This is a genomic window from Methanococcoides mangrovi (assembly GCF_052057775.1).
In the GTDB taxonomy this organism is placed as follows: Archaea; Halobacteriota; Methanosarcinia; order Methanosarcinales; family Methanosarcinaceae; genus Methanococcoides.
The window spans coordinates 2,152,694-2,178,910 of the sequence record NZ_CP195121.1 but is presented as its reverse complement, the minus strand read 5'-3'; the positions used below and the strand labels follow the sequence as shown (position 1 = coordinate 2,178,910).

The 26,217-nt window shown below is 43.8% G+C and carries 25 protein-coding genes and 2 tRNA genes; 15 read left to right on the top strand and 12 right to left on the bottom strand.

Annotated elements, in window-relative coordinates:
* Nucleotides 1-14 precede the first annotated feature (14 nt).
* Nucleotides 15-100: transfer RNA gene (locus ACR3I3_RS10800), tRNA-Leu, on the bottom strand.
* Between the two features lie 159 nt (nucleotides 101-259).
* On the opposite strand from ACR3I3_RS10800, the gene ACR3I3_RS10795 reads away from it, so the two are divergent.
* The 7 genes from ACR3I3_RS10795 (at nucleotide 260) to ACR3I3_RS10765 (ending at nucleotide 6,464) form a co-directional block, all read left to right on the top strand.
* Nucleotides 260-715 carry an ester cyclase gene (locus ACR3I3_RS10795; RefSeq protein ID WP_440952262.1) on the top strand — a complete coding sequence of 152 codons (456 nt, stop codon included), beginning with the start codon at nucleotides 260-262 and terminating at the stop codon, nucleotides 713-715.
* Between the two features lie 110 nt (nucleotides 716-825).
* On the top strand, nucleotides 826-2,571 hold the full coding sequence (locus ACR3I3_RS10790) for a site-2 protease family protein (RefSeq protein WP_440952261.1): 1,746 nt from the start codon (nucleotides 826-828) through the stop codon (nucleotides 2,569-2,571).
* Between the two features lie 149 nt (nucleotides 2,572-2,720).
* A complete protein-coding gene (locus ACR3I3_RS10785) occupies nucleotides 2,721-3,725 on the top strand; it encodes a potassium channel family protein (RefSeq protein ID WP_440952260.1) in 1,005 nt (334 codons plus the stop codon).
* A gap of 13 nt (nucleotides 3,726-3,738) precedes the next feature.
* The gene (locus ACR3I3_RS10780; RefSeq protein WP_440952259.1) at nucleotides 3,739-4,425 is read left to right on the top strand and encodes a potassium channel family protein; all 687 of its coding nucleotides are present in this window, start codon (nucleotides 3,739-3,741) and stop codon (nucleotides 4,423-4,425) included.
* A gap of 21 nt (nucleotides 4,426-4,446) precedes the next feature.
* Complete coding sequence (locus tag ACR3I3_RS10775) at nucleotides 4,447-5,223, top strand: sulfite exporter TauE/SafE family protein (RefSeq protein ID WP_440952258.1); 777 nt, start codon at nucleotides 4,447-4,449, stop codon at nucleotides 5,221-5,223.
* A gap of 169 nt (nucleotides 5,224-5,392) precedes the next feature.
* Nucleotides 5,393-5,487 (top strand) — tRNA-Arg (locus tag ACR3I3_RS10770).
* Between the two features lie 119 nt (nucleotides 5,488-5,606).
* On the top strand, nucleotides 5,607-6,464 hold the full coding sequence (locus tag ACR3I3_RS10765; RefSeq protein WP_440952257.1) for a hypothetical protein: 858 nt from the start codon (nucleotides 5,607-5,609) through the stop codon (nucleotides 6,462-6,464).
* Nucleotides 6,465-6,511: 47 nt separating this feature from the next.
* Here the strand turns inward: ACR3I3_RS10765 and pheT are convergent, their stop codons facing one another.
* Nucleotides 6,512-8,134 (bottom strand): phenylalanine--tRNA ligase subunit beta, encoded by a 1,623-nt coding sequence (gene pheT / locus ACR3I3_RS10760; RefSeq protein ID WP_440952256.1) that lies wholly within the window; start codon nucleotides 8,132-8,134, stop codon nucleotides 6,512-6,514.
* Between the two features lie 233 nt (nucleotides 8,135-8,367).
* On the opposite strand from pheT, the gene ACR3I3_RS10755 reads away from it, so the two are divergent.
* The 3 genes from ACR3I3_RS10755 to rnhB are packed head-to-tail and all read left to right on the top strand — an operon-like array spanning nucleotide 8,368 to nucleotide 13,630.
* Nucleotides 8,368-10,602 carry a type II/IV secretion system ATPase subunit gene (locus tag ACR3I3_RS10755; RefSeq protein ID WP_440952255.1) on the top strand — a complete coding sequence of 745 codons (2,235 nt, stop codon included), beginning with the start codon at nucleotides 8,368-8,370 and terminating at the stop codon, nucleotides 10,600-10,602.
* Between the two features lie 20 nt (nucleotides 10,603-10,622).
* Nucleotides 10,623-12,941 (top strand): type II secretion system F family protein, encoded by a 2,319-nt coding sequence (locus ACR3I3_RS10750; protein WP_440952254.1) that lies wholly within the window; start codon nucleotides 10,623-10,625, stop codon nucleotides 12,939-12,941.
* Between the two features lie 44 nt (nucleotides 12,942-12,985).
* Nucleotides 12,986-13,630, top strand: a complete 645-nt coding sequence (rnhB, locus tag ACR3I3_RS10745; protein WP_440952253.1) for a ribonuclease HII — start codon at nucleotides 12,986-12,988, stop codon at nucleotides 13,628-13,630.
* Nucleotides 13,631-13,748: 118 nt separating this feature from the next.
* On the opposite strand, the gene purQ is transcribed toward rnhB, so the two are convergent.
* The 4 genes from purQ to ACR3I3_RS10725 all read right to left on the bottom strand — a co-directional run bounded on the left by purQ (nucleotide 13,749) and on the right by ACR3I3_RS10725 (nucleotide 16,171).
* Nucleotides 13,749-14,444 (bottom strand): phosphoribosylformylglycinamidine synthase subunit PurQ, encoded by a 696-nt coding sequence (purQ, locus tag ACR3I3_RS10740; RefSeq protein WP_440952252.1) that lies wholly within the window; start codon nucleotides 14,442-14,444, stop codon nucleotides 13,749-13,751.
* On the bottom strand, nucleotides 14,445-14,693 hold the full coding sequence (purS, locus tag ACR3I3_RS10735; RefSeq protein ID WP_440952251.1) for a phosphoribosylformylglycinamidine synthase subunit PurS: 249 nt from the start codon (nucleotides 14,691-14,693) through the stop codon (nucleotides 14,445-14,447).
* 89 nt (nucleotides 14,694-14,782) lie between these two features.
* The gene (locus ACR3I3_RS10730) at nucleotides 14,783-15,259 is read right to left on the bottom strand and encodes a CDP-alcohol phosphatidyltransferase family protein (protein ID WP_440953794.1); all 477 of its coding nucleotides are present in this window, start codon (nucleotides 15,257-15,259) and stop codon (nucleotides 14,783-14,785) included.
* 291 nt (nucleotides 15,260-15,550) lie between these two features.
* Complete coding sequence (locus tag ACR3I3_RS10725; RefSeq protein WP_440952250.1) at nucleotides 15,551-16,171, bottom strand: tetratricopeptide repeat protein; 621 nt, start codon at nucleotides 16,169-16,171, stop codon at nucleotides 15,551-15,553.
* A 562-nt stretch (nucleotides 16,172-16,733) separates the two neighbouring features.
* Between ACR3I3_RS10725 and ACR3I3_RS10720 the strand changes: the two genes are divergently transcribed.
* Together ACR3I3_RS10720 and ACR3I3_RS10715 are read left to right on the top strand one after the other, a co-directional pair.
* Complete coding sequence (locus ACR3I3_RS10720; RefSeq protein WP_440952249.1) at nucleotides 16,734-18,242, top strand: asparagine synthase-related protein; 1,509 nt, start codon at nucleotides 16,734-16,736, stop codon at nucleotides 18,240-18,242.
* A 4-nt stretch (nucleotides 18,243-18,246) separates the two neighbouring features.
* On the top strand, nucleotides 18,247-18,936 hold the full coding sequence (locus ACR3I3_RS10715; RefSeq protein WP_440952248.1) for a diphthine--ammonia ligase: 690 nt from the start codon (nucleotides 18,247-18,249) through the stop codon (nucleotides 18,934-18,936).
* 61 nt (nucleotides 18,937-18,997) lie between these two features.
* On the opposite strand, the gene ACR3I3_RS10710 is transcribed toward ACR3I3_RS10715, so the two are convergent.
* The 5 genes from ACR3I3_RS10710 to ACR3I3_RS10690 form a co-directional block, all read right to left on the bottom strand.
* Nucleotides 18,998-19,690, bottom strand: coding sequence for an RAD55 family ATPase (locus ACR3I3_RS10710; protein WP_440952247.1), 693 nt, complete (start codon nucleotides 19,688-19,690; stop codon nucleotides 18,998-19,000).
* 315 nt (nucleotides 19,691-20,005) lie between these two features.
* A complete protein-coding gene (locus tag ACR3I3_RS10705) occupies nucleotides 20,006-20,146 on the bottom strand; it encodes a hypothetical protein (RefSeq protein ID WP_440952246.1) in 141 nt (46 codons plus the stop codon).
* 224 nt (nucleotides 20,147-20,370) lie between these two features.
* Nucleotides 20,371-20,889, bottom strand: a complete 519-nt coding sequence (locus ACR3I3_RS10700; protein WP_440952245.1) for a hypothetical protein — start codon at nucleotides 20,887-20,889, stop codon at nucleotides 20,371-20,373.
* 20 nt (nucleotides 20,890-20,909) lie between these two features.
* Nucleotides 20,910-21,185 carry a DUF835 domain-containing protein gene (locus tag ACR3I3_RS10695; RefSeq protein WP_440953793.1) on the bottom strand — a complete coding sequence of 92 codons (276 nt, stop codon included), beginning with the start codon at nucleotides 21,183-21,185 and terminating at the stop codon, nucleotides 20,910-20,912.
* Between the two features lie 38 nt (nucleotides 21,186-21,223).
* Nucleotides 21,224-21,646 carry a response regulator gene (locus tag ACR3I3_RS10690; protein ID WP_440952244.1) on the bottom strand — a complete coding sequence of 141 codons (423 nt, stop codon included), beginning with the start codon at nucleotides 21,644-21,646 and terminating at the stop codon, nucleotides 21,224-21,226.
* Between the two features lie 294 nt (nucleotides 21,647-21,940).
* Between ACR3I3_RS10690 and ACR3I3_RS10685 the strand changes: the two genes are divergently transcribed.
* A complete protein-coding gene (locus ACR3I3_RS10685) occupies nucleotides 21,941-22,198 on the top strand; it encodes a hypothetical protein (RefSeq protein WP_440952243.1) in 258 nt (85 codons plus the stop codon).
* 81 nt (nucleotides 22,199-22,279) lie between these two features.
* Nucleotides 22,280-23,707 (top strand): pyruvate kinase, encoded by a 1,428-nt coding sequence (gene pyk / locus ACR3I3_RS10680; RefSeq protein WP_440953792.1) that lies wholly within the window; start codon nucleotides 22,280-22,282, stop codon nucleotides 23,705-23,707.
* Nucleotides 23,708-23,799: 92 nt separating this feature from the next.
* Here the strand turns inward: pyk and ACR3I3_RS10675 are convergent, their stop codons facing one another.
* On the bottom strand, nucleotides 23,800-24,915 hold the full coding sequence (locus tag ACR3I3_RS10675; RefSeq protein WP_440952242.1) for a (Fe-S)-binding protein: 1,116 nt from the start codon (nucleotides 24,913-24,915) through the stop codon (nucleotides 23,800-23,802).
* Between the two features lie 28 nt (nucleotides 24,916-24,943).
* Between ACR3I3_RS10675 and ACR3I3_RS10670 the strand changes: the two genes are divergently transcribed.
* The gene (locus ACR3I3_RS10670) at nucleotides 24,944-26,203 is read left to right on the top strand and encodes a GntP family permease (protein ID WP_440952241.1); all 1,260 of its coding nucleotides are present in this window, start codon (nucleotides 24,944-24,946) and stop codon (nucleotides 26,201-26,203) included.
* Nucleotides 26,204-26,217 lie beyond the last annotated feature (14 nt).

Below are 26,217 nucleotides of genomic sequence, written 5' to 3'. Positions count from 1 at the left end.
AGATCACCTTAAAGTGGTGCGGGAGAAGGGATTCGAACCCCCGAACGTCTACACGAGCAGATCTTGAGTCTGCCACCGTTGGCCACTTGGTTACTCCCGCATTCGAGAAATACGTTACCAGAAATAACAGTATTTGTTATAAACTTATCTGTCGCTAGCTTATATTTTGTTCTTTTATGTGTAAAGCAGATCGTTTTTGGCGTAAATTTCGTTTTTCTTTGAAATATATTTATTAAAGATTAGGTAATTGTGTTTTGTGATGACTACAGATATGCCTGAAAAAGATGCTTCCTTTGATCCTCGCAGTATTGAAGAAAGGAACAAGGAACTGGTCCTGGGAATTTCGGATCAGGGCTGGCATCCTAAACAACTTACAGACAAGTGTAGCCCGGGTTATCAAATGCATTTTGGTGGTGAGGATCTGGATCTTGAGTCTTTGATGGACTTTATGGAATCGATCCATAAAGCTCTTCCTGATCTTCAGTTCACTATCAATGATGTGATTGCTGAAGGTGACAAGGTGGTAACAAGGTGGACTGCCAGCGGTACACATCTGGCTGACTTCCAGGGAGTTCCCCCAACACGCAAACATGTGAGATTTACCGGTATCACCATCACGCGTATAGAGGATGGGATGATCGCTGAGGACTGGGAAGAAGTTGATCAGCTGAACTTTGCCCAGCAGTTCGGTGCTTTCTCGTCCGATATGTTTTGACAGTACCTGTTCAGCTTTTTACTGTTAATAGCATATCTTTTATACGAACAGATACCAGATTAGTTGAAAAGGCATTGTTTATTACAGATCTATAATTCCGGAGAATTCAGTTGATAGAAACCAGGATTTTAATAGCATTCTTCCTTTTGTACTGGGTCATCGTCTCGATCCTCGACAAAAAGGGCATACTTGAGCGATACAATATCTCTACCTATGGTCCTGTACTTATGATAAGGACACTAAGGGGGCAGAAGCTGCTGGACTTCCTTGCAAGGCCTAAAAGCACGTGGAAATTGTTCGCAAACATAGGCATAGTCCTGATGTTCATCGGTATGTTCGCCATGTTCCTCATTATAGTTGTATCGGATGTTGCCATGCTATCATCAATTGGCGATAATACACTACCAGAGCCCGGTAAGTTCAATGAGGCAAGGAACATCTTCCTGATCCCGGGTATAAATGAGTTCATACCTCTTTCCTGGGGGGTGATTGCCCTTCTGGTCACACTTGTGGTCCATGAGTTCTCACACGCGATATTGTGTAAGGTGGAAGGCATCAGGGTCAAGTCCATGGGTATCCTGCTCGCTATCGTTCCGATCGGTGGGTTCGCCGAGCCGGATGAGGAAGAGCTTTTCGGGGTGAAGAAGGAAGATGACCGTGGTAAAGGGACGGATATAACCGAAGGTCCCATCGAGCGAAGGGTCCTTGGTCTGGAGAAAGAACCTGACAAAAACAAAGTTGCCACGAGGGAGCAGAGAGCAAGGATACTGGCAGCAGGCGTCATGTCCAATTTCGTGGTTGCAGCAATAGCTCTGATACTGTTGTTCGGTCCGGTGCTTGGTGCTATATCACCTCTTAGCGATGCTATGATAGTCAACGTTACTCCTGATTCCCCTGCAGAGATCGCAGGAATACAAAATAATATGGTCATCACACAGATCGATGATACTCCTATCCAAAAAGCAAATGACATCCTGCTTTACATGAGCAGCGTTGAACCTGGTACTGTAGTAGAGGTACACGCTGCCAGGGACCATGTGGTTTCGGTCTATGATGTTCAGGTCGGTGAAGAGATCGGAAAGGGTGTAAAGGGGATCTATGTAAATGATGTGGTCCCGGATTCACCCGCAGAAGCCGCTGGTATCGAAGGGGGTATGATGATCATCAATATTGATGACACCCGGATCAATTCATCAGATGACTTTGTGATCTTCATGAACTCGACCAGTGCAGGTCAGACCATCCTTGTGGAAACTATAAGGGCTGACAGTCCGGAAGAGAATGTTTCTTCCGTATTCTTTGAGGTCGAGCTGGCTCCGCATCCCGACGGCATCCCTGACAAGGGCTTCCTTGGTGTTTATTATGGTTCGAACGGACTTGCAATAGCTCCTCTTGGCATTACTGTTGGCGAGTTCCCCGCAAAGGCATACCTTGAAGCATTGCGCTCGATCCCTTCAATGATGACTGGTTTTGCCGGCTGGATTATTCTCCTTGGACTTCCGATAGTCGGATTTGCAGGTGAAGGTTTTCCGGGTTTTAGTGGTACGCTGGCACAGTTCTACCATCCGGTTGGATGGGGTGAGCCACTTGGTATAGGTGTTTTCTGGATAGCGAACACTCTCCTATGGGTAGGCTGGCTTAACTTCTATGTAGGCCTTTTCAATTGTCTCCCTGCGGTTCCCCTGGACGGAGGTCATGTTTTCAAGGACTATGTCCGCTCCTTTGTAGGCAGGATCATATCGGATGAGGAAAGGGCAACGAATATTTCAGCAGCTATAGCAGCAACGTTCACATTTGTGATCCTCATATCCTTCCTTTTCATGATATTCGGACCATATATTGTGCATGGTTTCTGAGGTTTCTCTGAAAGGCAGCAGAATGGCCAGTAAATATCGATTGGGAAAATAACAAAGACCGAAAGGAAGTAGCAAATACACTAAAAGCATTTACAGGGGTACCTTAAACCTCTATCTTCTAAGCACAAAACGATATGAGAGGGAATGTGATGAGATATCCGAAGATCCTGACTTCATCTATTGCAGCTTATATTGCCATATCCATTGGTATTGTACTGGTCTATATGGTTATCTTTATGCATCTGATGGTATACGAGGGCCAGTATGAATATGCAAATCTGGTAAATGCGCTTTACTGGGTAATGGCTTCCGTGACCACGGTCGGTTATGGTGATATAGTCTTCATGTCACAAGTCGGGAAGATCTTCTCCATTATTGTGCAGTTGTCGGGTATTCCCTTGTTCTTTGGGATACTTATCACACTGGTCATAACTCCATGGTTCGAGAAGACCATGAAACTGCCACTTGCTGTAAAGGTTCCAAAGAATTTTTCTGACCACATCATAGTATGCGGATATAACCCGCTTGTGGAGACCCTTGTAGAAGAGTTCAAAGAGCAGAACACAAAATTTGTCATTGTATCTGATGATGACGAAGTTCTTCGGAGTCTGACAAAAGAGAACATTTCCTGTATCTACGGGGATCCGAGTGATGAGGGCACACTTGAGAACGCTAACGTTAATTCCGCCCGTTTTCTCATTGCAAACCAGTCCGATAACGAGAACGCGAATATTGTTCTTACTGCACGGAAAGTGAGTGATGTCAGGATCATAGCCGTAGCAGAGGATGCTTCCAAGATCAAGTACCTGAAGTATGCAGGCGCTGACCGTGTCATATCGCCTAAACTGGTCCTGGGTCGTTTCTTTGGGAAGAAAGCTGCTGACCCGTATCTTGGTGTGCTCTTCGGTACTACCGAGTTCTTTGAAGGTTGCAGGATCATAGAGCTGCCGATATATTCAAAGAGTGCGTTGATCGGGAAGACGCTTGCACAGGCAAATGTTCATGAGAGGACCGGAGCTACCATTGTAGGCTTAAGAAAAGGTGGACAGCTTACGTTTAACATCAATCCGGGCGATGTCATAAAGGAAAATACTGTCATTATTGCAGTGGGAAGCATGGAGCAGCTTCAGAAATTAGGTAAGCTTACCGATTAAAGGAATGATGATCATGATAACAAATGAACATTTAATAGTACTTGGCTATGGGGATGTCGGAAAGCGTATAGTTGAAGTATTTATTGAAAATGCTGTTCATTTCACAGTTGTAGACAAAAACGAAGCAGGATTCTCAAATGTTGATTTTGAGTATGTTGTTGGTGACGGTACCGATGAGTCTGTTCTCAAGGAAGCAGGTATTGAAAAGGCATCAACTGTTATCATCACACTGAATACCGATACTGAGGTCATCTTTGCAACTCTCATGGCACGTGGATTGAAACCGGACTGCATAATATTCTCCCGTGCAAATTCTGTGAATTCCATTGATAAGCTCTACAAGGCAGGTGCTGACTATGTAGGTTCGCTTTCAATTGTTGCAGGTCAACTGCTAGCCAGGATCACATCCACCTGTACAAAAGCGGATTGTCACCAGTTTTATGAAGATATTGTCCTCTATGAGGGTATTGAGATACAGAAGTTCCAGCTTAAAGAGGGTTCATCTATGGCTGACCTGAGCATAGGTGAACTGGATCTTATCAATAAGTTCGATTGTCGTATCATCGGTGTGGATAGAAATGGTTCTGTTACTTCTTCCCTTCCATCTTCCTTCGTGCTGGGGGTGGGGGATACCATCGCAGTGGTTGGAAGCAGGGAACAGATCGAGAAGTTCAGGAACGTTTTCATAAAACAGGATTGATCATTCGGTGGAAGAACATTCATGGAACCATTTCTCTATTTTGTCATAGTTTTCTGCCTTTCGATCCTTTTCTCTTTTCTGGGGATGGGTGGAGCTATCATATATGTGCCACTTCTCTACTGGCTCGGGATGGACCTTTTAACAGCGATCACAATTGCATTACTGTTGAATGTCGTAACCACTTTTTCAGCTTCCATGACCTATATCAAAAAAAAGATGGTAGACTTTCACACAGCTGCTCCATTTATAGTGTCCTCAGCGATCGCTGCTCCATTAGGAGCCTTCGTATCACAGTCCGTCCCTGAAAACACAATACTCACAGTATTCAGTCTGATAGTGGCACTTGCAGGGCTCATTATGATATTCTCAAGAAAGATCGGGAAATCAGAATGCGGGATTAAGGCCGGCCGAAAAGAACGTCTGGTTCTTGGGATCGCTCTTGGGCTTTTCATCGGGATACTTGCAGGAATGCTCGGGATCGGCGGAGGCACATTCCTGGTACCGGCATTATTGCTTCTGGGATTTGGGATAAAAGCTGCGCCTGCAACCTCCTCCCTGGTTGTCCTCTTCTCCTCCCTTTTTGGCTTCCTTTCTCATATAGGCAGTCTGGAGATCGATTTCTTCCTGCTTGGTGGGATGGGTGTGACCGCATTGGTGGGTGGGCAGATCGGCTCCCGCTTGATGTATCTTCGCCAAGACAGGTTACGTGTGTTCTTTGAGAACTATTTTAGTAGGATACTGGGAATTGTTCTAATATCGATAGCTGTGATGGTGCAGTATTCCCTGATAGGCAAGTGAGATATGCAAGTATGAGCAAATAAGATTGGCAGGTCTGATATGCAAGCCTGATACTGGGTGTGAGGGTAAAGTAAACGGGATCTGGCAAATTGGATCGATGGCAAAGCTTCTGCGATAGAAAGGTTTAATACAAAACATCGCAATGATACAACGCAATTCAATTCTTAAAGGGCTCGTAGGGTAGCCAGGATATCCTCATGGGCTTCGAAGTGGATCATTCCCCGAAGAGACCCATTGACCCGTGTTCGAATCGCGGCGGGCCCGTTCTATTCTATTCTATTTACGATCTTGTCATTATCTTGTATCTTTCTTATTACTGAAGGTCAATTCTGTATCGATCCAATTATCAAAAAGTTATAATGTATTGCAGACAATTAAGATATATGGATATAAGTCTGAAAGAAGGGATCAATAAATTCCACTTCCTTAGTGTTGGGTGGAAGGATACGGATATCTTTCTTTTGTTCCTTTTCATTCCATCTCTCCTTCTGATGCTGTTTATCCTGCCGGATTATCTGAAGTTTGACCATCTTATTCTCTTTCCATCTGACCCTAAGATAGAAACCCTGTTTTTGTCAAATTATGTCCATTCCTCATATTCGCATCTGATGGGGAATGTGATCTCGTATCTGGTCATTATGTTCCTTATCATCAACTTTGAGACCGACAGGAGGTTTTTCATTATCTCTTTCCTGTTGTTTTCTTTCATATTGCCATTTATTGTTTCATTTTCAATGGTTTACTTCACAGGTCTTTTACTTCCTGTGCAGGGATATTCGGGGATCGTGAGTGCACTGGTAGCTTACCTTATGTTTGTTTTCTACAGGTATTGCAAGAAATATTATTATCCGCAGGTTGGGCATGAGTTCGTTTACTTTTTGATATTCCTGAACCTTTTCCTGGTGATCTTTCACTTGCATGTATCGATTTACATGTACCTGTCAATTTCTGTACTTCTGCTGATCACTGCATATCTCAACAGGTCTTTCTTTGATCAGGTATCCCTGAAACTCCATTCATTTTTCGGATCAGGGTTAGGTCGGAGTTCATCGAAACTTATCATGTTCTATTCCCTGATCGTTTATCTGCTCCTCATATATTTCCTGGTAGGTCTCCCTTTGTTAATACCTGAAGAGGTTGTAAGGGAAACCGGAATTATCAACAGTCTGGGACACTATATAGGATATGTTTTTGGATTGTTGTCCACTCTCATGCTTGAGCAGGTGAATAAAATAATTTAAAAAAGGATCCCGGAGTTCATCCGGGAAATTGAATCTAAAACCTGGTCTTATTCTGTCAGGTCGATCTCAAAACCAACCACCGGCTGACCTAGGCCAAAGTTGACGATAACTCCCGGATAGAGTTCTCCCATTACTCCGACCTTTTTACCATCTACAATGATGTCAGCACGCCTGCCTTCAATGAATGCAGGATCTGTTGATTCTGTAACTTCGTATTCTATGTCCCTTTCTCTCATCACAGCATCAAGGACCTCTCTGATCTCTGTGAAGTTTGCCTGCGCATGAATTGACGCAGCTGAAAGGTGCAGCCTGTTCTTTGCGTTCACAACCACCTCTCCTACCTCGAAGATGCGCTGTGGAAGTTCATGGTGCTGGTTCAGGGAGATGATCTCCATGAGGTTTGGCAGGATGGTGGTCCTGACCATCGTCTGGTCTTCGCTTATTGGATGGAGTACGAAAGTTACATCGTCTGTCTCTTCACGGCACATCCACTCAAAATGCACCTTCTGGCTGGTGAGTGTGAAAGGCATGACCTCTGAGTATCCAAGGCTTACCATTATCTCGCGCATTGCACTGCTTGTAAGGGAGATCGGGTGTGCACATCCGACAGTTGCGTTCTTTGGGAACTCGCTCTGGATTTTATCAAAGCCGTATCCAATGGCAATATCCTCGATCACATCGAAGTTGTGCAATATGTCAGCCCTGTAGCATGGTACCTTTACGTCAAAGCTCTCCCCGTTGTCAGCAAGGCTTGCACCGAATCCCATTCTTTCCAGCTCGTTGATTATCTCATCATTGGAAAGTTCAAAACCGATCAGTTCATCGATCTCGGCCCTTGGGAGCTTAAGGTCGCGAGGTGTCATGTCAGGAGTGACTTTTTCAGTTCCGTCCGGGTAAACGATCTTCACAGATTCGACCCTGCCGCCTCTCTCTGCAAGTGCGGTCACTACGATGTTGAGTGCAGTGTAGACTGCATCTCCCAGGCCGGTGACATCAATGAAAAGATCTGTTGTGCTCTCTTCCACTCTTGTGAGCGTTCCATTGATGATAGGTGGGAATGAAAGTACATCTCCCTTTGAATCGGTTATTAATGGGTATTTCTCCATACCCTCAAGGATGTCTGCAAAGCGTACTCCCTTTGGATGTTCTGCAAGTATCTCATCCATTGTCATTGGCTCTGTGAAGTCGAGTGGTACGAATTTAAAATCCGGGTCAACTGCCTGGTATTTGAATGGCGGAGTGATATTTGCCATATCGTGGACACCAATGGAGACTTTCTTCCTGTTCCTTCCCAGTCCCCAGTGAAGTGATTCCTGGAGGTCCATCAGGGACTTGATGGAACTGGATGTAAATGTGATCCCCCTTACAACCGCACAGCCAAGTACCGGACGTACTTTTTCGATCTGTTCATCAAGTTCGATCATTACGTCCGATGATGCGACATCGTACTGGCAAAGGCCTGTTTCGATGTTCATGAATCCGCGCATTGCTCTGGCTACTCCTTCCACACTGTAGAGATCGGGGCGGTCAGGGAAGAACTCGATATCTATGGACTCTTTTTCGATACGTTCGATGTCTGCACCTATCATTGGTACACGGTCGATTATGGTATCCTTATCTGAACGTGTGAGCGATTCCAGATCCTCATATTGTAGGGTAATTATTGGCATATAGGTATCTCCGCGGTCATCTTATATGACCATTAGCAATTTGAACCGATTGTAAAATTGATAATGGAACGAACATGTGTAGCTTTTGATTTAATATTTTTCATCAAATTTCTTTATGAGGTGCTCCTTTAAATAGAATAAATTCAATAGTGTATATCAACAATAGTTCTCATTATTATTATCATAATGACTTTCGCTGTGCATAACATATCACAGTTTCTTGCGGTGTAACAATGGCAAAAGAGGTGGGTGAAAACCTTATGTACGAAAAAATGGACGAGAGTGATGATTCGAACCGAAATGACGTCGTTGAATATGAAGCTGACGGGGCAAAAGCAGAAAGTAACGCTCAGGATCTTGATGAAGATGATATTGAAGCTGTTATACTGACACCAAGAAGCAGTTCGAGAAGATCTTCTGGCTATGCTCCTGAAAGCACTACTACTGGTAATGTTCAGGATGAGGAATTCGGTATCCTTTTGCCAAAATCCAGAAAATTTTCAAGTTCTGTGAACGAGTCCACTCACGATTCTGAAGAACGGAAAACAAAGCGCGGTTACCCAGAGGGCTTTGAGCCAGTTACCATTGATCCGGCAGATTATGGTCTATCTGAAGAGAAGCAGCAAAGTATAACAGGGACTGTTCCTGAAGTTTATATTGAGCTTACAGAAGAAGAAAGTGTTGACAACGTCTCTTTTAATGGTAATACTGATCTCCATCTTGCCGGCGAACCGCAAGCCTCCGAAGATGATGGACTTGAAGATCCGGCACTTGAACTTTCAGACGTTTCCGGGGAAACCATGTCTGGAAGTAATGATACGGAAAGTAGTGTTCCTGAATATGACCTTCCGGATGAAGTATCTTCTGCGGATGATAAGTTGCCTGCTCCCACTGAGAAGATCGGTATCAGGGACAAAATAAAGAACCTCTTCAGAAGGGAAAATGAAGAGATCGGAGCTTATGATCCGGAACTCCACGGCCCTCTATCTGAATTTACTGGTGTCGAAGGCTATGAGGAACTAGACAGATACTGGATCAGTGAGCCTTATGTCTTTATTGTTATTCTTTATAATGAAGATCTGAACAATCACATCTATTATGTTGTCGAGCCTACTCTCTCTGATTTTGAAAAGGTATTCCTGACCGAGATCACGGATCGTCTTCACAATGAGCTCCTTGTTGAGGATATTGATGAGACTGAGGACAGGGAAGCTGTTCTTGAGAATGAGATCCGCCACATAATCAAGGATTATGCAATTGAGATCACTCCTGCGATGCTGGATAAGGTATTCTACTACATCAAACGTGATTTTATCAGGTTTGGCAAGATCGATCCCCTGATGAATGATAATTCGATAGAGGATATTTCCGGGAATGGCCACAGCAAGCCAATATTCCTTTATCACCGCACCTATCAGAACATTGCGACCAACATCAGCTTTGATGAAAAGGCACTTAATTCCTTTATAATACAACTTGCCCAGAAGAGCGGGAAGCACATTTCTGTTGCAGATCCGATGGTCGATGCAACCATGCCTGACGGCTCAAGGATCCAGATGACACTTGGTACCAGCGTTACGACGCATGGAAGTACGTTCACTATCAGGAAGTTCAGTGAGGTACCTATAACTCCGGTGGATCTGTTGAAGTGGGGAACATTCTCGTCTGAATGTATGGCATACCTGTGGCTTTGCATTGAGAACAACAAGAGCCTGATCTATGCAGGTGGTACCGCATCCGGTAAGACCTCTTCTTTGAATGCTGTATCTCTGTTCATTCCTGAAAAGGCAAAGATCATCTCCCTTGAAGATACAAGGGAACTGAAATTGCCTCATCCAAACTGGATCCCTGGTGTTACAAGGGATTCTTTCACTGCGGACGACCGTGGTTCGGTGGATATGTATGATCTTCTCAAAGCTGCACTTCGTCAGCGTCCTGAATATCTCCTTGTGGGAGAAGTTCGTGGTAAGGAAGCGCTTACACTGTTCCAGGCAATGTCCACAGGACACACGACCTTCTCGACAATGCACGCAGATTCCGTACCTTCTGCAATTCACAGGCTTGAAAACCCGCCTATCAGTGTCCCGCGTAATATGATACAGGCACTGGATATCATGTGCATCCAGGCACAGACCTATTCCATGGGCAAGCGTGTGAGGAGGAACCTTAAGGTCGTGGAGATCATTGATATTGATCCGAATACACGAAACGTAAGGACAAATGATGTCTTTGTATGGGATTCTTCCACCGACAGCTTCCACAGGACAGGAGATTCAAAATCATTGATGGATATCCGCATGAGAAGAGGCTGGGGCGCAGCGGACGTGAGCCGGGAACTGAAGAACAGGCAGCGCATACTGGAATATATGGTAGATAATGAGATCGAGGACTTCAAGGAGATCTCTAATATTATCAATTCCTACCAGTCCAAACCTGAAAAGATCCTGAAGGAATTGAATATGGTATAATATGCCTCTGGAGTGGTTAGGTGACAGAAGACATATCTCAGGAAAAAATCCATGAAGATGAAATTCAGGAAGAAATTCCTGATTTTGCTGCTGATACTGAAGATCAGAAGAGTCTTCAGGATGCTTCCGCTGAATCATATATCACATCAGGTTCGGATACCAGTTCGGATTTCGAGATGGATACCAGTTCAGATCACGAATCTTCAGATGACGGCGGTAGCCTAGGTGCTACCAATGTTTCTTCAGGTAAGCGAAAAGGTTCATTCCTGGACAATATCAAACGCAAGATATCCGGAGGACCAAAAAAGGATAATGGTACGTTTGATAAATTCTTCGATTATATCACTATCTTCAAGAAGATTCCTTTTGCATTGCTTGGTGACAGGATACAGGCAAGGAAGGATAAATATGAGAATCTGCAGGTGCAGCTTTTTCAGGCACGTGTGCCGCTCTCATATGAGATGTATGTCTCGAATGCGATCTTCTATTCCGTAGTTTGCTGTATATTCGGAGTCATTCTGGGTCTGATACTTTCATATGTTGTTGTCAGTGTGGTCGGACTTCCGGAAACGATAACTAATCTGGAGTTCAGCCAGTCCACTGCCTGGATATTACAATTCAAGTCGTTGTTCATTAGTCTCTTTATAACATTCCTGTTTGCCGTAATTATCGGGGGTACCACTTATGGAATGTTCATGCTTTACCCCGGATTCAAGGCTGGTGAACGCAAAGGCGACATAGACAGGCATTTGCCTTATGCTGTAACTTTCATGTATGCTCTTTCCAAGGGTGGGATGAACATCATAGAGGTGTTCAGGCTACTGGCCCGCTCAGAGGACACTTATGGTGAGGTTTCAAAAGAGATAGATGCTATCCTGCGTGAGATGGATTACTTCGGACATGACCTGAGGACAGCTATCTCGAACATCAGCGACATAACCCCTTCAGAAAGGTTTCAGGACCTGATGCAGAACCTGCTGACCATTATAGACAGTGGTGGAAGTATTCCACGATATTTCCAGGACAAGTCTGAACAGTACCTCCAAAAATCCATTGTGGATCAGAAAGGTTTCCTTGAGACCCTGGCATTACTGGCAGAGTCCTATGTAACCGCATTCGTTGCAGGTCCTCTCTTTATTATCATACTCGGTGTTATGATGGCCGTCATGGGCTCAGGCTCAGAGACAATGGTATATGCCATAATCTATGCAGTATTGCCGATCGGTTCGCTTATGTTCGTCGTGATGATAAGTATCATCACCCCAAGCGAGAGCGGTGAACCGGATGAACTGCCTACGAGTTTAGTGCTTGACCATGGAATCCCACAGATTCCGGAATATCTTGAGCCGGTCTATAACGAGGCAGGCGAGTTTATCGATGAGACCGAGGAAAAAGTACGTGAAAGGGAATTGTATGAGAACCTCGCAAAGTCCAAGAAGTCACTGTCTGTTAGAAAATTCATAGAGAACCCGCTCAGTCCATTGGTGGATAAACCGCTTTACACACTTGCTGTTACATTACCGGTCGCATTCCTTGCAATTCTGATCCCCTTCTGGCTGAACAAAGGGAACCTTTACACAACAACAGATACCGTTGCGTTTATTGATGACTATATCGTTCTTGGGCTTTTCATTGTGATCTTACCTCTTGCAATCTTCCATGAGGTAAAATCTCACCGTAAGAAGAGCCTTGAAAAGCAGTTCCCCGATTTCCTGAAAAAGCTTGCAAGTACCAATGAGACTGGAATGACCCTGCGTGATTCCATAAAACTGATGGCAAATTCAGGAAAAGGTAACTTTGGTAAAGAGGTTCACAGGATCTGGAAGGATATCTTCTGGGGAATGAACGTCAACGATTCCCTTATCAGGTTTGCCAACAGGCTTCGGACCCATGTGATCGCACGTTCGATGACCCTTATTACCAAGGCCAACGAATCCAGTGGCGATGTTGGTGAAGTACTTCTGGTAGCAGCACGTGATGCTGCATCCGAGCAGTCCATGAAACGTGAGCGTTCAATGAACATGATGATCTATATCGTCATCATTTACATTGCGTTCTTCGTGTTCGTCGGTGTCATATACGTCATCTCCACGACCTTCCTGGCAGAGATGGCCAATGCCGGTGAAAAGATGGCCGAAGCAGGTACTCAGGCCGGAGGCTTCCTCGGGAACTTTGACCTTGACGCATACACACGCCTGTTCATGCATGCTTCCCTCCTGCAGGGATTAAGCTCAGGTCTTATGGCAGGTGCAATGGGTGAAGGAAATGTACTTTCAGGGCTGAAACACTCAATTGTAATGATCACAATCGGCTACCTTATATTCACCCTGTTTGTATGAGTAGTTGTTCTGTTGACGCAGACATTGCAATATAAGGGATTTTTATGAAGATCGTGGGAATTGATGAAGCCGGAAAAGGACCTGTAATAGGTCCTATGTGCATTGGTGGCGTGAGGATCGATAAGAGCAAGAGCAATGCTTTCAAGAATCTGGGAGTTGCAGATTCAAAGAAGCTCACCCCGAAAAGGAGGGAACATCTCGCAGCCCAGATCAGGAAATATGCCGATGATTATTTTGTATTCGAGGTCTCACCCGGCCAGATAGATGAGCTTCGCAAACTGATGAGCATGAACGACATCATGGTCCTTGGTTTTGGGAATGTTATCGAGAACCTTCCCGGTGATGAGATCTATGTTGATGCTGCGGATGTAAAAGAAGAACGTTTCGGAAAACGCCTTCTTGAAAACTATATGAAGGCTCATCCTGATGCCACAGTTCCAAAGATCGTTTCAAAGCACGGTGCAGATGACCTTTTTCCGGTGGTCTCCGCCGCTTCCATTGTAGCAAAGGTCAGGCGCGATGAGCTCATTGAAGAGATAAAGAAGGATATGGGTGTTGACTTTGGAAGCGGTTATCCTTCGGATCCTAAGACAAAGAAGTTCCTGCAGAAGTGGTATGATGAGCACGGTTCCTTGCCGGAGATTGTAAGGCATTCATGGAAGACCGCACAGAATATCCTTGAAAAGTAAGAAGGATAGTCAATAAAACAAGAAATCACCGAACTAGCTAGAATTGAATGGAATAGAATAGGCTAGTAGAATTGGATTGAATTAAAACGATAAAAAAGTGGAGTATATTCAGGCAGTCTTACCTGTTGCTAATATACTCTACCATTGATGTGAACATCCGGAGTCCATCATCGGATCCGAGGATTGATTCTGATGCTCTCTCAGGGTGGGGCATGAGTCCCATTACATTCCTCTTCTGGTTCAGTATTCCTGCAATGTTCTCCTGTGAGCCGTTGGGGTTTGCCTCATCGGTCACGCGGCCTTCATCGTTCACATATCTGAAGGCTACAAGTTTTTCGTCTTCCATTGCTGAGAGGGTTGGTTCATCAGCATAGAAATTTCCATCCATGTGAGCGATGGGTATGCGTATAATTTCTCCTTCCTTGAAAGCGGAAGTGAATGGTGAATCGGTGGTCTCAACTCTAAGGTTGGTCCACTCACATCTGAACTTCGGATATTTGTTGGTTGTCAGGGCACCGTTGAGAAGTCCTGATTCTGTCAGTATCTGGAACCCATTGCAGATCCCCATGACAGGCTTGCCTTCATCTGCCATCTTTTTTACGGAATTCATGATGGGTGTACGGGATGCTATAGCACCTGAACGCAGGTAGTCACCGTAAGAGAATCCGCCCGGGATCACCGCACCTTCGAACCTGTCAAGGTCTGTTTCCTTGTACCATACACGTTCTGCATCTGCACCGACAACATCTTCCAGTACGTGCAGAACATCAAGATTACAATTACTTCCACCAAATTCAATGATGGCGATTGTCATTTAAGCTTCCCTCATTTCGATGGTGTAATTGTGGATGATCGGGTTTGCGATAAGCTTCTGGCACATCTCATCGACCTTCTTTTCTGCCATTTCACTGGATTCTTCTTCAAGGTCAATGATATATCTCTTTGATGTCCTCAGGTCGTTTGTGTGGTATCCAAGGTGCTCCAATGCTCTTCTGATGGTAGTACCTTCCGGGTCCAGCATTCCCGGCTTAAGTTCAATTGTTACTTCTGCACGATATTGCATTTTGATCCTCTGTTCTTGCTAATAATGTGATTAGGGGGTATAATGGATATAAAGCAATTAAAAATATCGCTTTAACATCAATTATTGTTTCATAATGTTTGTTTTGCATTTAAGATCCTTTGTATCAGGGTGACGTGTGCGAGCACTGCTATAACTGCTACTGCTATAAGGATGTATCCTGTCAATGCTCCCAGCACGAGTATGATAAGCCTTTCAGACCTCTCGGCAACTCCTACGTTCATGGAGGTTGATCCTGCGGCCTCTGCCCTGGCACGTGTGTAGCTGACCATATATGAACCGATCAGTGCGAGAACACACCAGAGCCACAGAGGTGCCTGCAGAAGTGCAGCCTGATAGATGCTCCCGTTAATAGAACCATAGATCATGCCTGCAAAAATGACCGCATCTGCATATCTGTCACAGACAGAGTCCAGAACGCCTCCGAATGGTGTGATGTTGCCTGAGGCTCTTGCGACCGCACCGTCCAGGACATCGAATATGCCGCTTAACATTATGAAGACCGCTCCCATGATAAGGTCGCCTATGGCAAATTCGAAAGCTGCAATGATACTGATCAGGAGCCCGATGATAGTCAGTATGTTCGGTGATATCGGAATGTTCTTTGCAAGTGGTAAAACGGAGATTCTGATAGTATCCTTTAGTTCGTTGAAAATAATTGATCCCTCTTGCTGTAAGGTCTTGTATTGTAGATCTTCTTCATTTCTGAATTGCTTGATCGCTAATTAATTTGAATAATTAATAGAATTATTGTAGCTATTATTTTTATAAATTATTGAAAGAACAATTATTTATGGTGTATCTCTATAAATAAGACCGATCTGGCATTTATAGGTCTTTCATTGTTCTCTGTTCTCTTTCAGTTTTGCCATTGCATTTGTCATATTGTTCTTTGCATCCTCATATTCCGGGTCTGCATTAAGGACCTTTGCAAAGCATGTAATAGCCTCATCATACTTTCCAAGGTGGTAATATGCAACTCCCTTCTTGTTCCATGCCAGGGTATATTTTGGATCGATCTCCATTGTGACATGTATATTCTCGTAGCAACTGATGGCTTCCTCATACTCTCCCAGTATATCATGTATCATCCCTTTGTTGATCCATGCATTATCATATCTTTCATTGATAGAAAGGGTTTTAGTATAGGACTCGATCGCTTCTTTATACTTACCAAGGTATGAATGTGCAATTCCTTTGTTATACCATACATCGGAATTGAGGGGATCAAGTTCTAATGCCTGTTCAAAACAGTAAACGGCCTTCTTATATTCGCTCAGGTCACAGTAGGCTATCCCGGTGTTTGTCCACACAAGTGCTACAGCTTCATCATTCCATAAACGGGGATCCCTGAGCTTTGATTCAAGTACTGCCGAATAGTATTCTATTTTTTCTTCGGGATATTCTGCGTGGAAACCAAGATGGAACAGTTCTTCTATTGTCTTCCCTTTCTCTTCCATCAAACGCGACTCCATCCTTTTTTATAAATAGTACGTAAGCTACCTTTTTCAGGAATGCCAATGTTGATAGAGATGCATTAGCTGTCAGGTATCTTTCAGAATAATAGAGCATTCTTTGAATATATATTCAATGGTCAATATACTTTGTATCGTACATTTCAATTCCCGGTCTCCTCTCCCTCCAGCTGTCAAGATAGACCAGCACCGGTGAGAACGAAGGTATTCATATCGGTCTGTATCGGAATCCGTGTATCAGTTTAGAATCCAGCCATACAAAGGGAAACCTTCAGGAAAAGAACGATTCCCGGATGGTTTATTGTTTTCATGTTGTTCTTTTTGATAATACTTTCAAGGGAATCGCCATTGATCCCATTAAGACCACTACCACTCTATCCCATTTTCTTTCCGTTTTCTCTCTTTCCAACTTTCCTTTTTTTATGTTGATAGAAGGTTTAAATGAAGCAAGTTTTCTGGACAGGAGGTTCTTTTTCCCGAGAGTTCCTTTCCGATCTTTAAATATCTCCGATACATAGATATATGGTAGACAGGTACTTTCAACTACATGGGTAGGATCGCAGGCTATTTTAATACAGGAAGTACGGGAACAGACCCCGCTCCAATTTTCAGGGAAATGGAAAAACGTGATAGCTATGATGCTTTGATCTATACAGAAGATCAAATTCTTAGATTTTCATCAGGTTCTGATATCCCTGATCTTCCCGGCGATACTTCGATGATCACTTTCTTTGATGCTTCAACAGCCTATGCTGCCATAAAGAGTGATATTTCAACATTCTACAACGATATTGTTACAGTTTGTGATGTTGATCTCTACGAATGGAAAGGCCTTTGTGACAGGTACAGGTCTGATGCCTCCGATATTATCATTAAAGATGTTGAATTCCTGGATATTTTCCTAAATGAAACTATCAGAAAAACAATATCTCAAGATTCAAATGTTCCGGAAACTCTTGCTTTTCTGGATAGCTCGCTCCGTAAACTTCGGGGTGTCTATGCATTTTCATGTAAGGTCAATGACAGGGTATATCTTGCCAGGGACCTTATCGGTATCAAGCCTCTATGGTACGATGTTTCCAGAGGGCTTGCTTTTGCATCTGAGAAGAAGTTCCTGGAAAAGGTGGGTTACAGTGAAGTAAAGGAGCTTTCTCCCCGTCAGATCCTTTGCTATGATCTCGGGGACAATACAATTACCATACATGAACGCGAGTTCCTTTCCGGAATTTCTGATGTAGGGGGTCCAGAATACGACGTTAGGGACAGGTTACTGGTCCTGCTCAAAGATGCTGTTTCAGTACGTGTTCCTGATGAGGATTTCGGTGTCATGTTCTCAGCTGGAATTGATTCCACGATCCTGGCATCAATCTGTAAGGAGATCGCAGAAGAGAAGGGTGTTTCTGTTATATGCTATACGGTGGGGCTTTCCGGTGATGTTCCCTCTCCGGATATCCTATGTGCTAAAAGGATATCTGAGGATCTTGGATTTGATCTGAAGGTCCATGAGATAGGTCTTGAGGAAGCTGAGAATTATCTTAAGGTGGTAGTACCACTCATCGAGGATGCCAGTGTACCTAAGACCGGTGTTGCAATGACCATGTATGCTGTTTGTGTTGCAGCGAAGAAGGATGGTATCAATGTCCTCTTTGCAGGTGCAGGAGCAGATGAGCTTTTTGCAGGATACGACCGCTACAAGAAGTCTGACGGAATAAACAGGGATTGTCTTAAGGATATCCTTGAAATGCATGAAGTGAACACTTACAGAGATGATACGGTTGCAGCGTTCACCGGAATAAGCATACGACTGCCATATCTTGATGAGAGGTTTGTGGAGTACTCACTTTCCGTTCCGGAAGAGTTCAAGATGTCCGATGACATGAACAAAGTGATCCTGCGCAGGGTTGGCGAGGTGCTTGGCCTGCCGGATATCATCACGAAACGCCGTAAGAAAGCTGCACAATATGGAAGCCGTTTCGACAAGGCATTGGCAAAACTGGCAAAGAGGGCCGGCTTTGTCAGCAAGACAGAATATATCAATAGTTTTTCAGGAGAATGATAGAGTGAAACTGGGTGTTCTTTTCAGTTCAGGCAAGGATTCTAATTATGCGTTGCATATCATGCAGGATAGGGGCAGTTCCATCGAATGCCTGATCACCATCAAGAGCAAAAATCCTGATTCTTATATGTTCCATACTCCAAATATCGACCTTGCAAGACTTCAGGCGGAAGCCATGGAGTTGCCTTTGCTGGAAACATTTACCGAAGGTGAGAAGGAGCTTGAGCTGGAGGATCTGAAAAACGCCATCTTACAGGCTCAGGAAAAGTTCGGCATCGAGGGTATCGTGACCGGTGCGTTGTATTCCAATTACCAGAAGGACCGGATCGAGAGGATATGCAATGAACTTGGACTGGAGTCATTCTCCCCGCTATGGCATATAGATCAGGAACAGGAGATGCGAGAGCTTCTGGATAAGGGATTTGAGTTCATCTTCAGCAGTATTGCGGCCTATGGGCTGAACAGCAGCTGGGTTGGCAGGACAATAACAGGCAGTGATGTGGATAAACTTGTTAGGCTCAACGAGAAGATCGGCCTAAACATCGCAGGCGAGGGCGGGGAGTTCGAGAGCTTTGTTACCGATGCCCCTATGTTCAAAAAGAAAATTAAGATTAACGACTTCAGGCTTGTGGAACGCGATGAGTACACTGCTAATGTCGTGATCGAAGATGCGGAACTTGTGGATAAGGAATAACCATTATACGGTTATTTTCAAAATATCCGTTTCAAATTTCCAGGTAGCTAATTGCCCCTGATCAGAAAATGGTTCCTTTATATATCTGTAGCCCACTGTTTGAAACTGTGAGGATATGCGGATCCATACTATGTGCTGATGCACGCATTTTCTTGACTTTTATGTATCGGTTTGTACTATCTTCTTTTGTGTGTACTCCAAGTTCAATTATGCCGTCTGCAAGGTAACCTTCAAATTCATGGTTGGGTCCGTTAGGATCGGCCATTTCCAGAATAAGGAACGTAGTAAGTTCTTCTCTCCTCAGAGGTTCTATCAGGTGATAGAGCCTCTTTCTCAGCAGGCGTGGTTCAACATCCATCAATGAATAAAGTGCACCCAGGGAGTCCAGAGCAAGGCAGGTGAAATTGTCTCCCAGTTTATTCTTGTACTGTATTATGTTTGTCTCGATAAGATTTAGCAGGTCTCCTGAAAATTCATCATATTGGAGGCGATAGTCAGTAAAATCTGATATTGTGAGATTGTCTGGAAGCTCCACTCCCATACTTCTCATGTTCTCAAGGTGATTTTTCTTGCTTTGCTCAAGAGTTATGTAAATTCCATATTCACCGGAATTTTCCAGATATTTTGAAAGCATCGAGAATACAAGTCCGGATTTGAGACTTCCGGGAGGGCCTGTTATCAGGACTACACTTCCTTTTGGGATGTCTGTTTTAAATATATCATCAAGACCTTCAATTGTATCTATAAACCTCACGAATACCACCATTTTACTATTGAATATTGTTGTTATCTTTTCCGGACTTCATCAGTCAATTTATTATTACTGTAGAGCCTGATGGAATTGTTTTTCATCATCTTTTCTTTCGAAGTTAAGGATATGTCTGATATTTTCAAGACCATTGGTCGATAAGGTCTTATCACTTTTAATAAGCCCCTTAATGTGTAGGTCTTTCAGCTGTGAACTAAGTTTTTCCGGCGTATAATACAATGTGTTTGCAATATCATAATCTTTACTTATTCCCAGATAAAGACATGTCATCAGTCTTGTTTGAATATGTTCATCTGCATTTTATATTCTTTCCAGGGCGAAGATGACCTTTAAATTTTCGGATTCGATATTTATTGCTGCACCGGTACGGGTTTGAATATGAAGAGAAGGTTCATTGATGTCCATGATCTTCAAACCTATCTCCTTTACCTCCGGAACCATAATGTAACGCCACAGATCTTCCAGGAATACAGAGCCTGTGGTAAATGAATATTCATATTTCTTTGTGAATTGGACAATGGTATCTTTTGGATTCAGGACCTCAATTATATCCTGGGCTTCAGTTTCCTTTGTGAATGGAATTATTTGTTGTATGTCAGTGTCCGAAACTCCTTTTGTTTTCTCAAGATAATATTGACCCTGTTGTGTTATTCTGGCGGATCTATCTACAAGTCCCCTTTTTTTAGTGTTTCAAAAGCACGTTGTAGTACGCTTCTATCTTCAGAGATAAGCGGCAAGTATAGATTTATGTCTTTAGTTTCAGTTGCCAGCAGGCTTAAGAGTTTTATTTCTTCCTCTTTTAGGCCTTCAAAAATGGTACTGACCCGTAACCCGATCTTTTCGGTCAGATGTTCTTTTATCATTTCAAGGTCACTTGAAGTGCCGGCAAAGACCATAGAATGTTTTATGTATGAGGAGCCAAACAGGGAACTTTTCCTGTAATTCAGTATCAGCTCATCGAAATAACCGCTTTCTTTACATATGTCATTTATAAGTGCAGGTGAAACATCAATTCCTACATTTTCTATTGAATTAAAAGGTATTACTTTCCAGCTTGTCTCTGTAGGGAACCATATCTCATTTTCTGTAAAGCTGACAACACCATGTTCCCATGAAAGAAGCTGGGCATTCATGCTGCTTATTGGCTGGGGTAAATCGATAGCGTATGATATCTCGAATTCCATTTTCTAACCCCTTTAAAGATTTAGATCTCTTCTTCTAATGGTCTCATCCATCTTTTAAGGAGGTGATATTCTTTTGGCTCGAAGATGTTAGAATCAACATTAAAGATCAACATGGAATCAGATACCATTACACTGTCATTTGTTTGTTCGATAAGTTTGACAACGGACTTGAAATCATTTTCAAGTATAAGATACTCCAGTCCGTCCAAGAGTATGATCCCTTTATTCGCTTTTTTCATGAAGTTCGCAATGGTAGGATGAAGCTTAAAGATCTCTGAAGGGTCGATAGAAGGTATATCTGAACTTTTGTTCTTTGTAAGCCAGACTATAGGTGTTATTTCTGGGCTGTATCCCTTTCTTCAAGTAAAAGGTCGTGTTGCTGCTTAAGTTTAAGGAGGGACCTGATCTGGCTCCTAAGTTCAAGTGCATTGAAGGGTTTTGTCAGGAACTCATCTGCACCGGCTTCAATTCCTTTTATCCGGTCCTCTTTCCCGGATAGTGCCGTAACAAGGATAATCGGGGTAAACTTTGTTTCTTCACTTGTTTTTAGTATCTTGCAGGTCTGAAAACCATCCATTACCGGCATAAGGATGTCCAGAAGTATAACATCAGGCTGAAATTGAGGAACTTTTTCCAATGCTTCTTTACCAGTGCTGACCGTAGCGATCTCATATTCATTTGAAAGATAACCCTCCATCATTTCAAGATTATCTATCTCATCATCTACAACCAGTATTTTGGGTAAATTGCCTGTCAATTTATGATCACCTGTATTAACATTTTATATAGCAGACAAAGGTTGCATATACTCTCATCTATTGACGAAAAATGTACTTAAGTTCTTGAATTTTTTAACACCTCTTTTAATAAATACATTTCCATGATGATTATTATGAGAATAGTCAAGTTGTTTTTTGTTATTGGATAGGTTCTGGCATTTCAATTTGTTTATGAGCTGCTAACGAATAATAACCTTTATCCGTTAAGTTGCCATTAATGGAAACATCATATCTCTATCATCGATGTTATGATCTCTTAAGAGGTGCTATTTATGGAAAATGATCCATTCAAGGAAATTCAGAGACAGATCGAGGGACTTAAACGTCAGTTACAGGAAAAGGACGAGCAGATCATAGATCTTGATACTCAGATCACCGAATTGACAGCTTATATAAATATGCTTCAGGAAAAGTTTGCAGGCCTTTCACTGGAGATGAACGATCTGTTCGCTGCCAATCCTTCCAAAAAGCGTGGAACATATGCAAGGGACTCAATTATCTATCAGGCAGAGTCCAGCGAAGTGAACTGATTCTTCTCTCTACTCTTTTTTATTGCCATTCACACAGTTAATTCTTTAAGGCAGCCAGCTAATAGTTTAATCATGACTTCCATGAAGCTGCCTGATCACAAGACCAAGATTGTATGCACCATCGGACCTGCTTCTTCTTCGGAAGAGGTGTTACGTGAGCTTATACTTGCAGGCATGAACGTTGCAAGGATTAACTTCTCCCATGGCAGCTTTGAGAGTCACGGAAAGGTTATCCGTACCATCAAAAAGCTATGTAAAGAAATGGATGTCGTTGTATCCATAATGGCAGATCTGCCTGGTCCGAAGATCCGTGTGGGTGAGCTTCGGGATGAGCCCATTACCCTACAGAAAGGCGACAAGGTGAAACTGACCACAGATAAGATCGTGGGTTCACGTGACCTTATACCTGTGAACTTTGATAAACTTCCTTATTGTATTTCCAAACCCACTGACGTTTATTTCAATGACGGTTTTATCCAGATGAGATGCAATGGCATTTGTAACAATGAAGCTGAGTGTGAGGTTTTGGTAGGTGGTCTGCTTTCCTCCCATAAAGGTGTAAACCTACCCGGGACCAACCTTTTGCTTGATCCTGTCACAGAAAGGGACCTTGAGATCGTGGATTTTGCTTTGAGCGAAGGTGTCAATTGTTTCAGTGTATCGTTCATTGAACTTGGTTCCGATATAGGGAAAGTAAGGTACCATGCTGAGAAACAGGGACATTCTGTATTCCTTGTGGCAAAGGTAGAGCGGAGCCAGGCCCTGAAGAACATTGATGGCATACTGGATATGGCCGATGGCCTGATGGTTGCACGTGGTGACCTTGGTGTAGAGATCCCGATCGAAGAGGTCCCGATAGTCCAGAAGCAGCTTATCCACAAAGCCAATCTTCGCGGTATACCGGTAATAACCGCAACCCATATGCTTGAGTCAATGACCGAGAATATAAGGCCGACACGTGCCGAAGCGAACGATGTTGCAAATGCCATACTTGACGGTACCGATGCCGTAATGCTATCCGGTGAAACAGCTGTCGGAAAATATCCGGTAGAGACCGTAAGGACAATGGTAAGGATTGCAAAGAGGACTGAAAAGTGGCGTGCAAGGACCGGATTCGGTCTCGACCTTATCAGAAAAGGGATAGATGAGACCACAATGATCATCAGTGATGTGATCTCACTTCAGGTACAAGAAGCTATCAACAGGCTTCCTATTCAGTACGTTGTGACACCTACGTATTCCGGCGGCACTCCAAGGCGCATTTCAAGGTTCAAGCCGGATGAATGGATAATTGCAGTAAGTCATCTGGATTTTACATGTGAGCAGCTGGCGTATTCCTATGGGGTATATCCCATCAAGGTGGTAAATGAGTTTGAAAGCCTTGAAAAGAAGGTGAACAGAACTCTGATCACAAAGGGTCTAGGCAGATCAGGTGAAATGATCGTACTAACACAGGGCCATGAAGGTGGTACGAATCTGCTGAAGATCATACAATTGACCGATGACTGACCAACCGGCTAACCGACTGGTCAATCGAATGAAACTGTATGAAAGGCCAATTTTTAACTGGCCTTTAATTGTATGTGACCAGTTCTTTAAATTCAAAGTATGCTTTCCAGAAGCAGTTTTGAGATGTCCTGCATATTCATCTCTTCACCTTTCTCTTTGCAGACGCTTTCCAGGTGATGATAACAGAACGGGCAGTATGAAACAGTACCATCCGGTGTATCCTTGAAACGTTCAATTGTAAGCATCGCGGTCTTTGATGAGATCTCCGGGAAGTTCGGCTTCACTCCGGCAGGACCGCCACAGCAGCCATTCTTCCTGTCGAACATCTCCCTGACCTCCACACCCATTGCTGAAAGTATCTTCCTTGGGATATCGGATATTTCCATGATCGCACAGGCATCCCTTACGGATACCGTCTTGTTCAGCTTCTTCGGAATTATCTTTCCATCATCAATTAGCTGTTCGAAAAGTGAAAGTGAATATATTACTTCAAATTCCGGTTCACGGAAAAGCTTTGCATATTCTTTCCCGAGAACTTCATAACATCCGGGACATGAAGCAATGACCTTCTTTATGCCCAGGGATTCGAGGTATTCAACATGTTCTTTTGCGTATTCCTTAGCCTCTTCCAGATGCCCATTGTCGATGAGGAACAGACCACAACACTTCTCCTCCGGAATGTTTCGCGGTACAACTCCTCCTGCATTGAGTATCTTTATTGTGGATTGTGCGATGTCCTTGTGTGCGAATGCTATCCAGCAGCCTGCCATATAAGCAACATCCGAGCTTTCGGAAAGTTCAAGATCATCGGTAGCCCATGAGTTCCTGATCGAAGCGTCCATCCTGCCGGGACTTCCTGCTTCTATGATGTTCCTGCATATCTGTGTGGTCCGGGCGGGTTCCTTTCCCTGCTGCGACAGAATTTCCCTCTCCCTCTGGATAATATCCGTTATCGGTATCTTCATGTGGCAGATGTCATCACAGGCACCGCAACATGTTGAGAGGTATATGTCGTTAATCTCCTCCTGCTCAAGCTCATCTCCATCGAGCAGTTTTTGGAGCAGCATGATCTTCGATCTCGGTGTGTACTTGTTATCTGTAACTTTTGCGATATGGCACACATCATAGCATTTTCCGCAATCTATACAATAGTCTATAGCAAGCAGGTCCTCGTCCATTTCATTGCTCCTCTGTTCTTCCGATGGCATGATATATCTTCTGAGACATCAACTTTGTATGGAATCGCTGCTCATCTTTATATTTGTTATTATTTTCATCAGTGTCCTTACCATCAGGTATCACATTACCCCTTTTCTGACACTGGTAGCAGCTGCATTCATATTTGGCATACTCAGTGGAATGACCGAATGGCTGGTACAGTATGTCACCGGTGGTGCAGGTCGTATCTTCTCCCTTCTGGGAATTCCGATCTATTGCGGAGCAGTGATAGCCCAGATACTCAGACACGGTCACTTCATTGAAAGGATCGTGGATGATGTGAAGAGAACTATCAAAGCTCCTGACCTGGCTTCAGGCGTTGTGGGTTATCTTCTTTCCATCCCGCTCATGTGCTGTCTTACTGCATATGTTGTTATGCTTCCTCTCATTGAACAGATGGAGAAGGAGAAGTCTACGAATGGAAGGCTCTTCTACATGGCAGCATTCGGAAGCGTTCTCTCGTTCGTTCTCATCCTGCCATTACCTGTTGTTTACAGCATGACAACAACTTTTGGTGTTCCTGACTCTGAGACCTTCGACATCAATCTCATTACTGTCCCTCTCTCCCTCTTCCTGCTGGGTATCGGTTACGTTGTGGCGAAAAGGCTTAGCAGAGGCCAGCAGCATGACCTTCCGGAACTTGAGGGAGTGGTGGAGCCCGTGCTGCTCTCCCTGCCCCGCTGGAAGGTATGGTTTCCAATTGCACTTCCTGTCTTTCTGATAACCATGGGCTACCTCTTCTCCCCGCTGTCATTCATCAGTGATGTGAACATCTCCCTTGTAATTTCAGTTTTCATCTCCCTTCTTCTGGTCAGTGAAGGGCCCCGCAGGCTCGCACTTGAGAAAGGGACCAAGAACGCAGGCATCATTCTCTTCGACCTCTGCGGTGCAGGGGCCCTTGGTTTCGTGATATCCGCAAGCAGTTTCCCGGATGAGGTATTTTCCCTGATATCCGGTGTGCTGCCGGTAGTTGTAGTTCCTTTCGTACTTGCAGTCCTCATACAGACGGCACAGGGTTCCCGTGTGGTCACAGCAGTTATAACAGCCACCATCCTTGCTGGTACTGATATCATTGCTTCTATCCCGACCATTCCTCTCATACTGATGATCTCTGCAGGTACTCTGGTCGTTTCATATGTCAGCGATCCTTATTTCTGGCTGGTCCAGCGCTCCACAGGAGATTCCATAACAACAGTTGTACGCCGCTTCACTCTGCCTCTTGCAGGTGCCGGGGTTCTGATATTCTGCTGTTCCATGGTACTCTTCATGCTTGGATGAAACCCGGATAATAA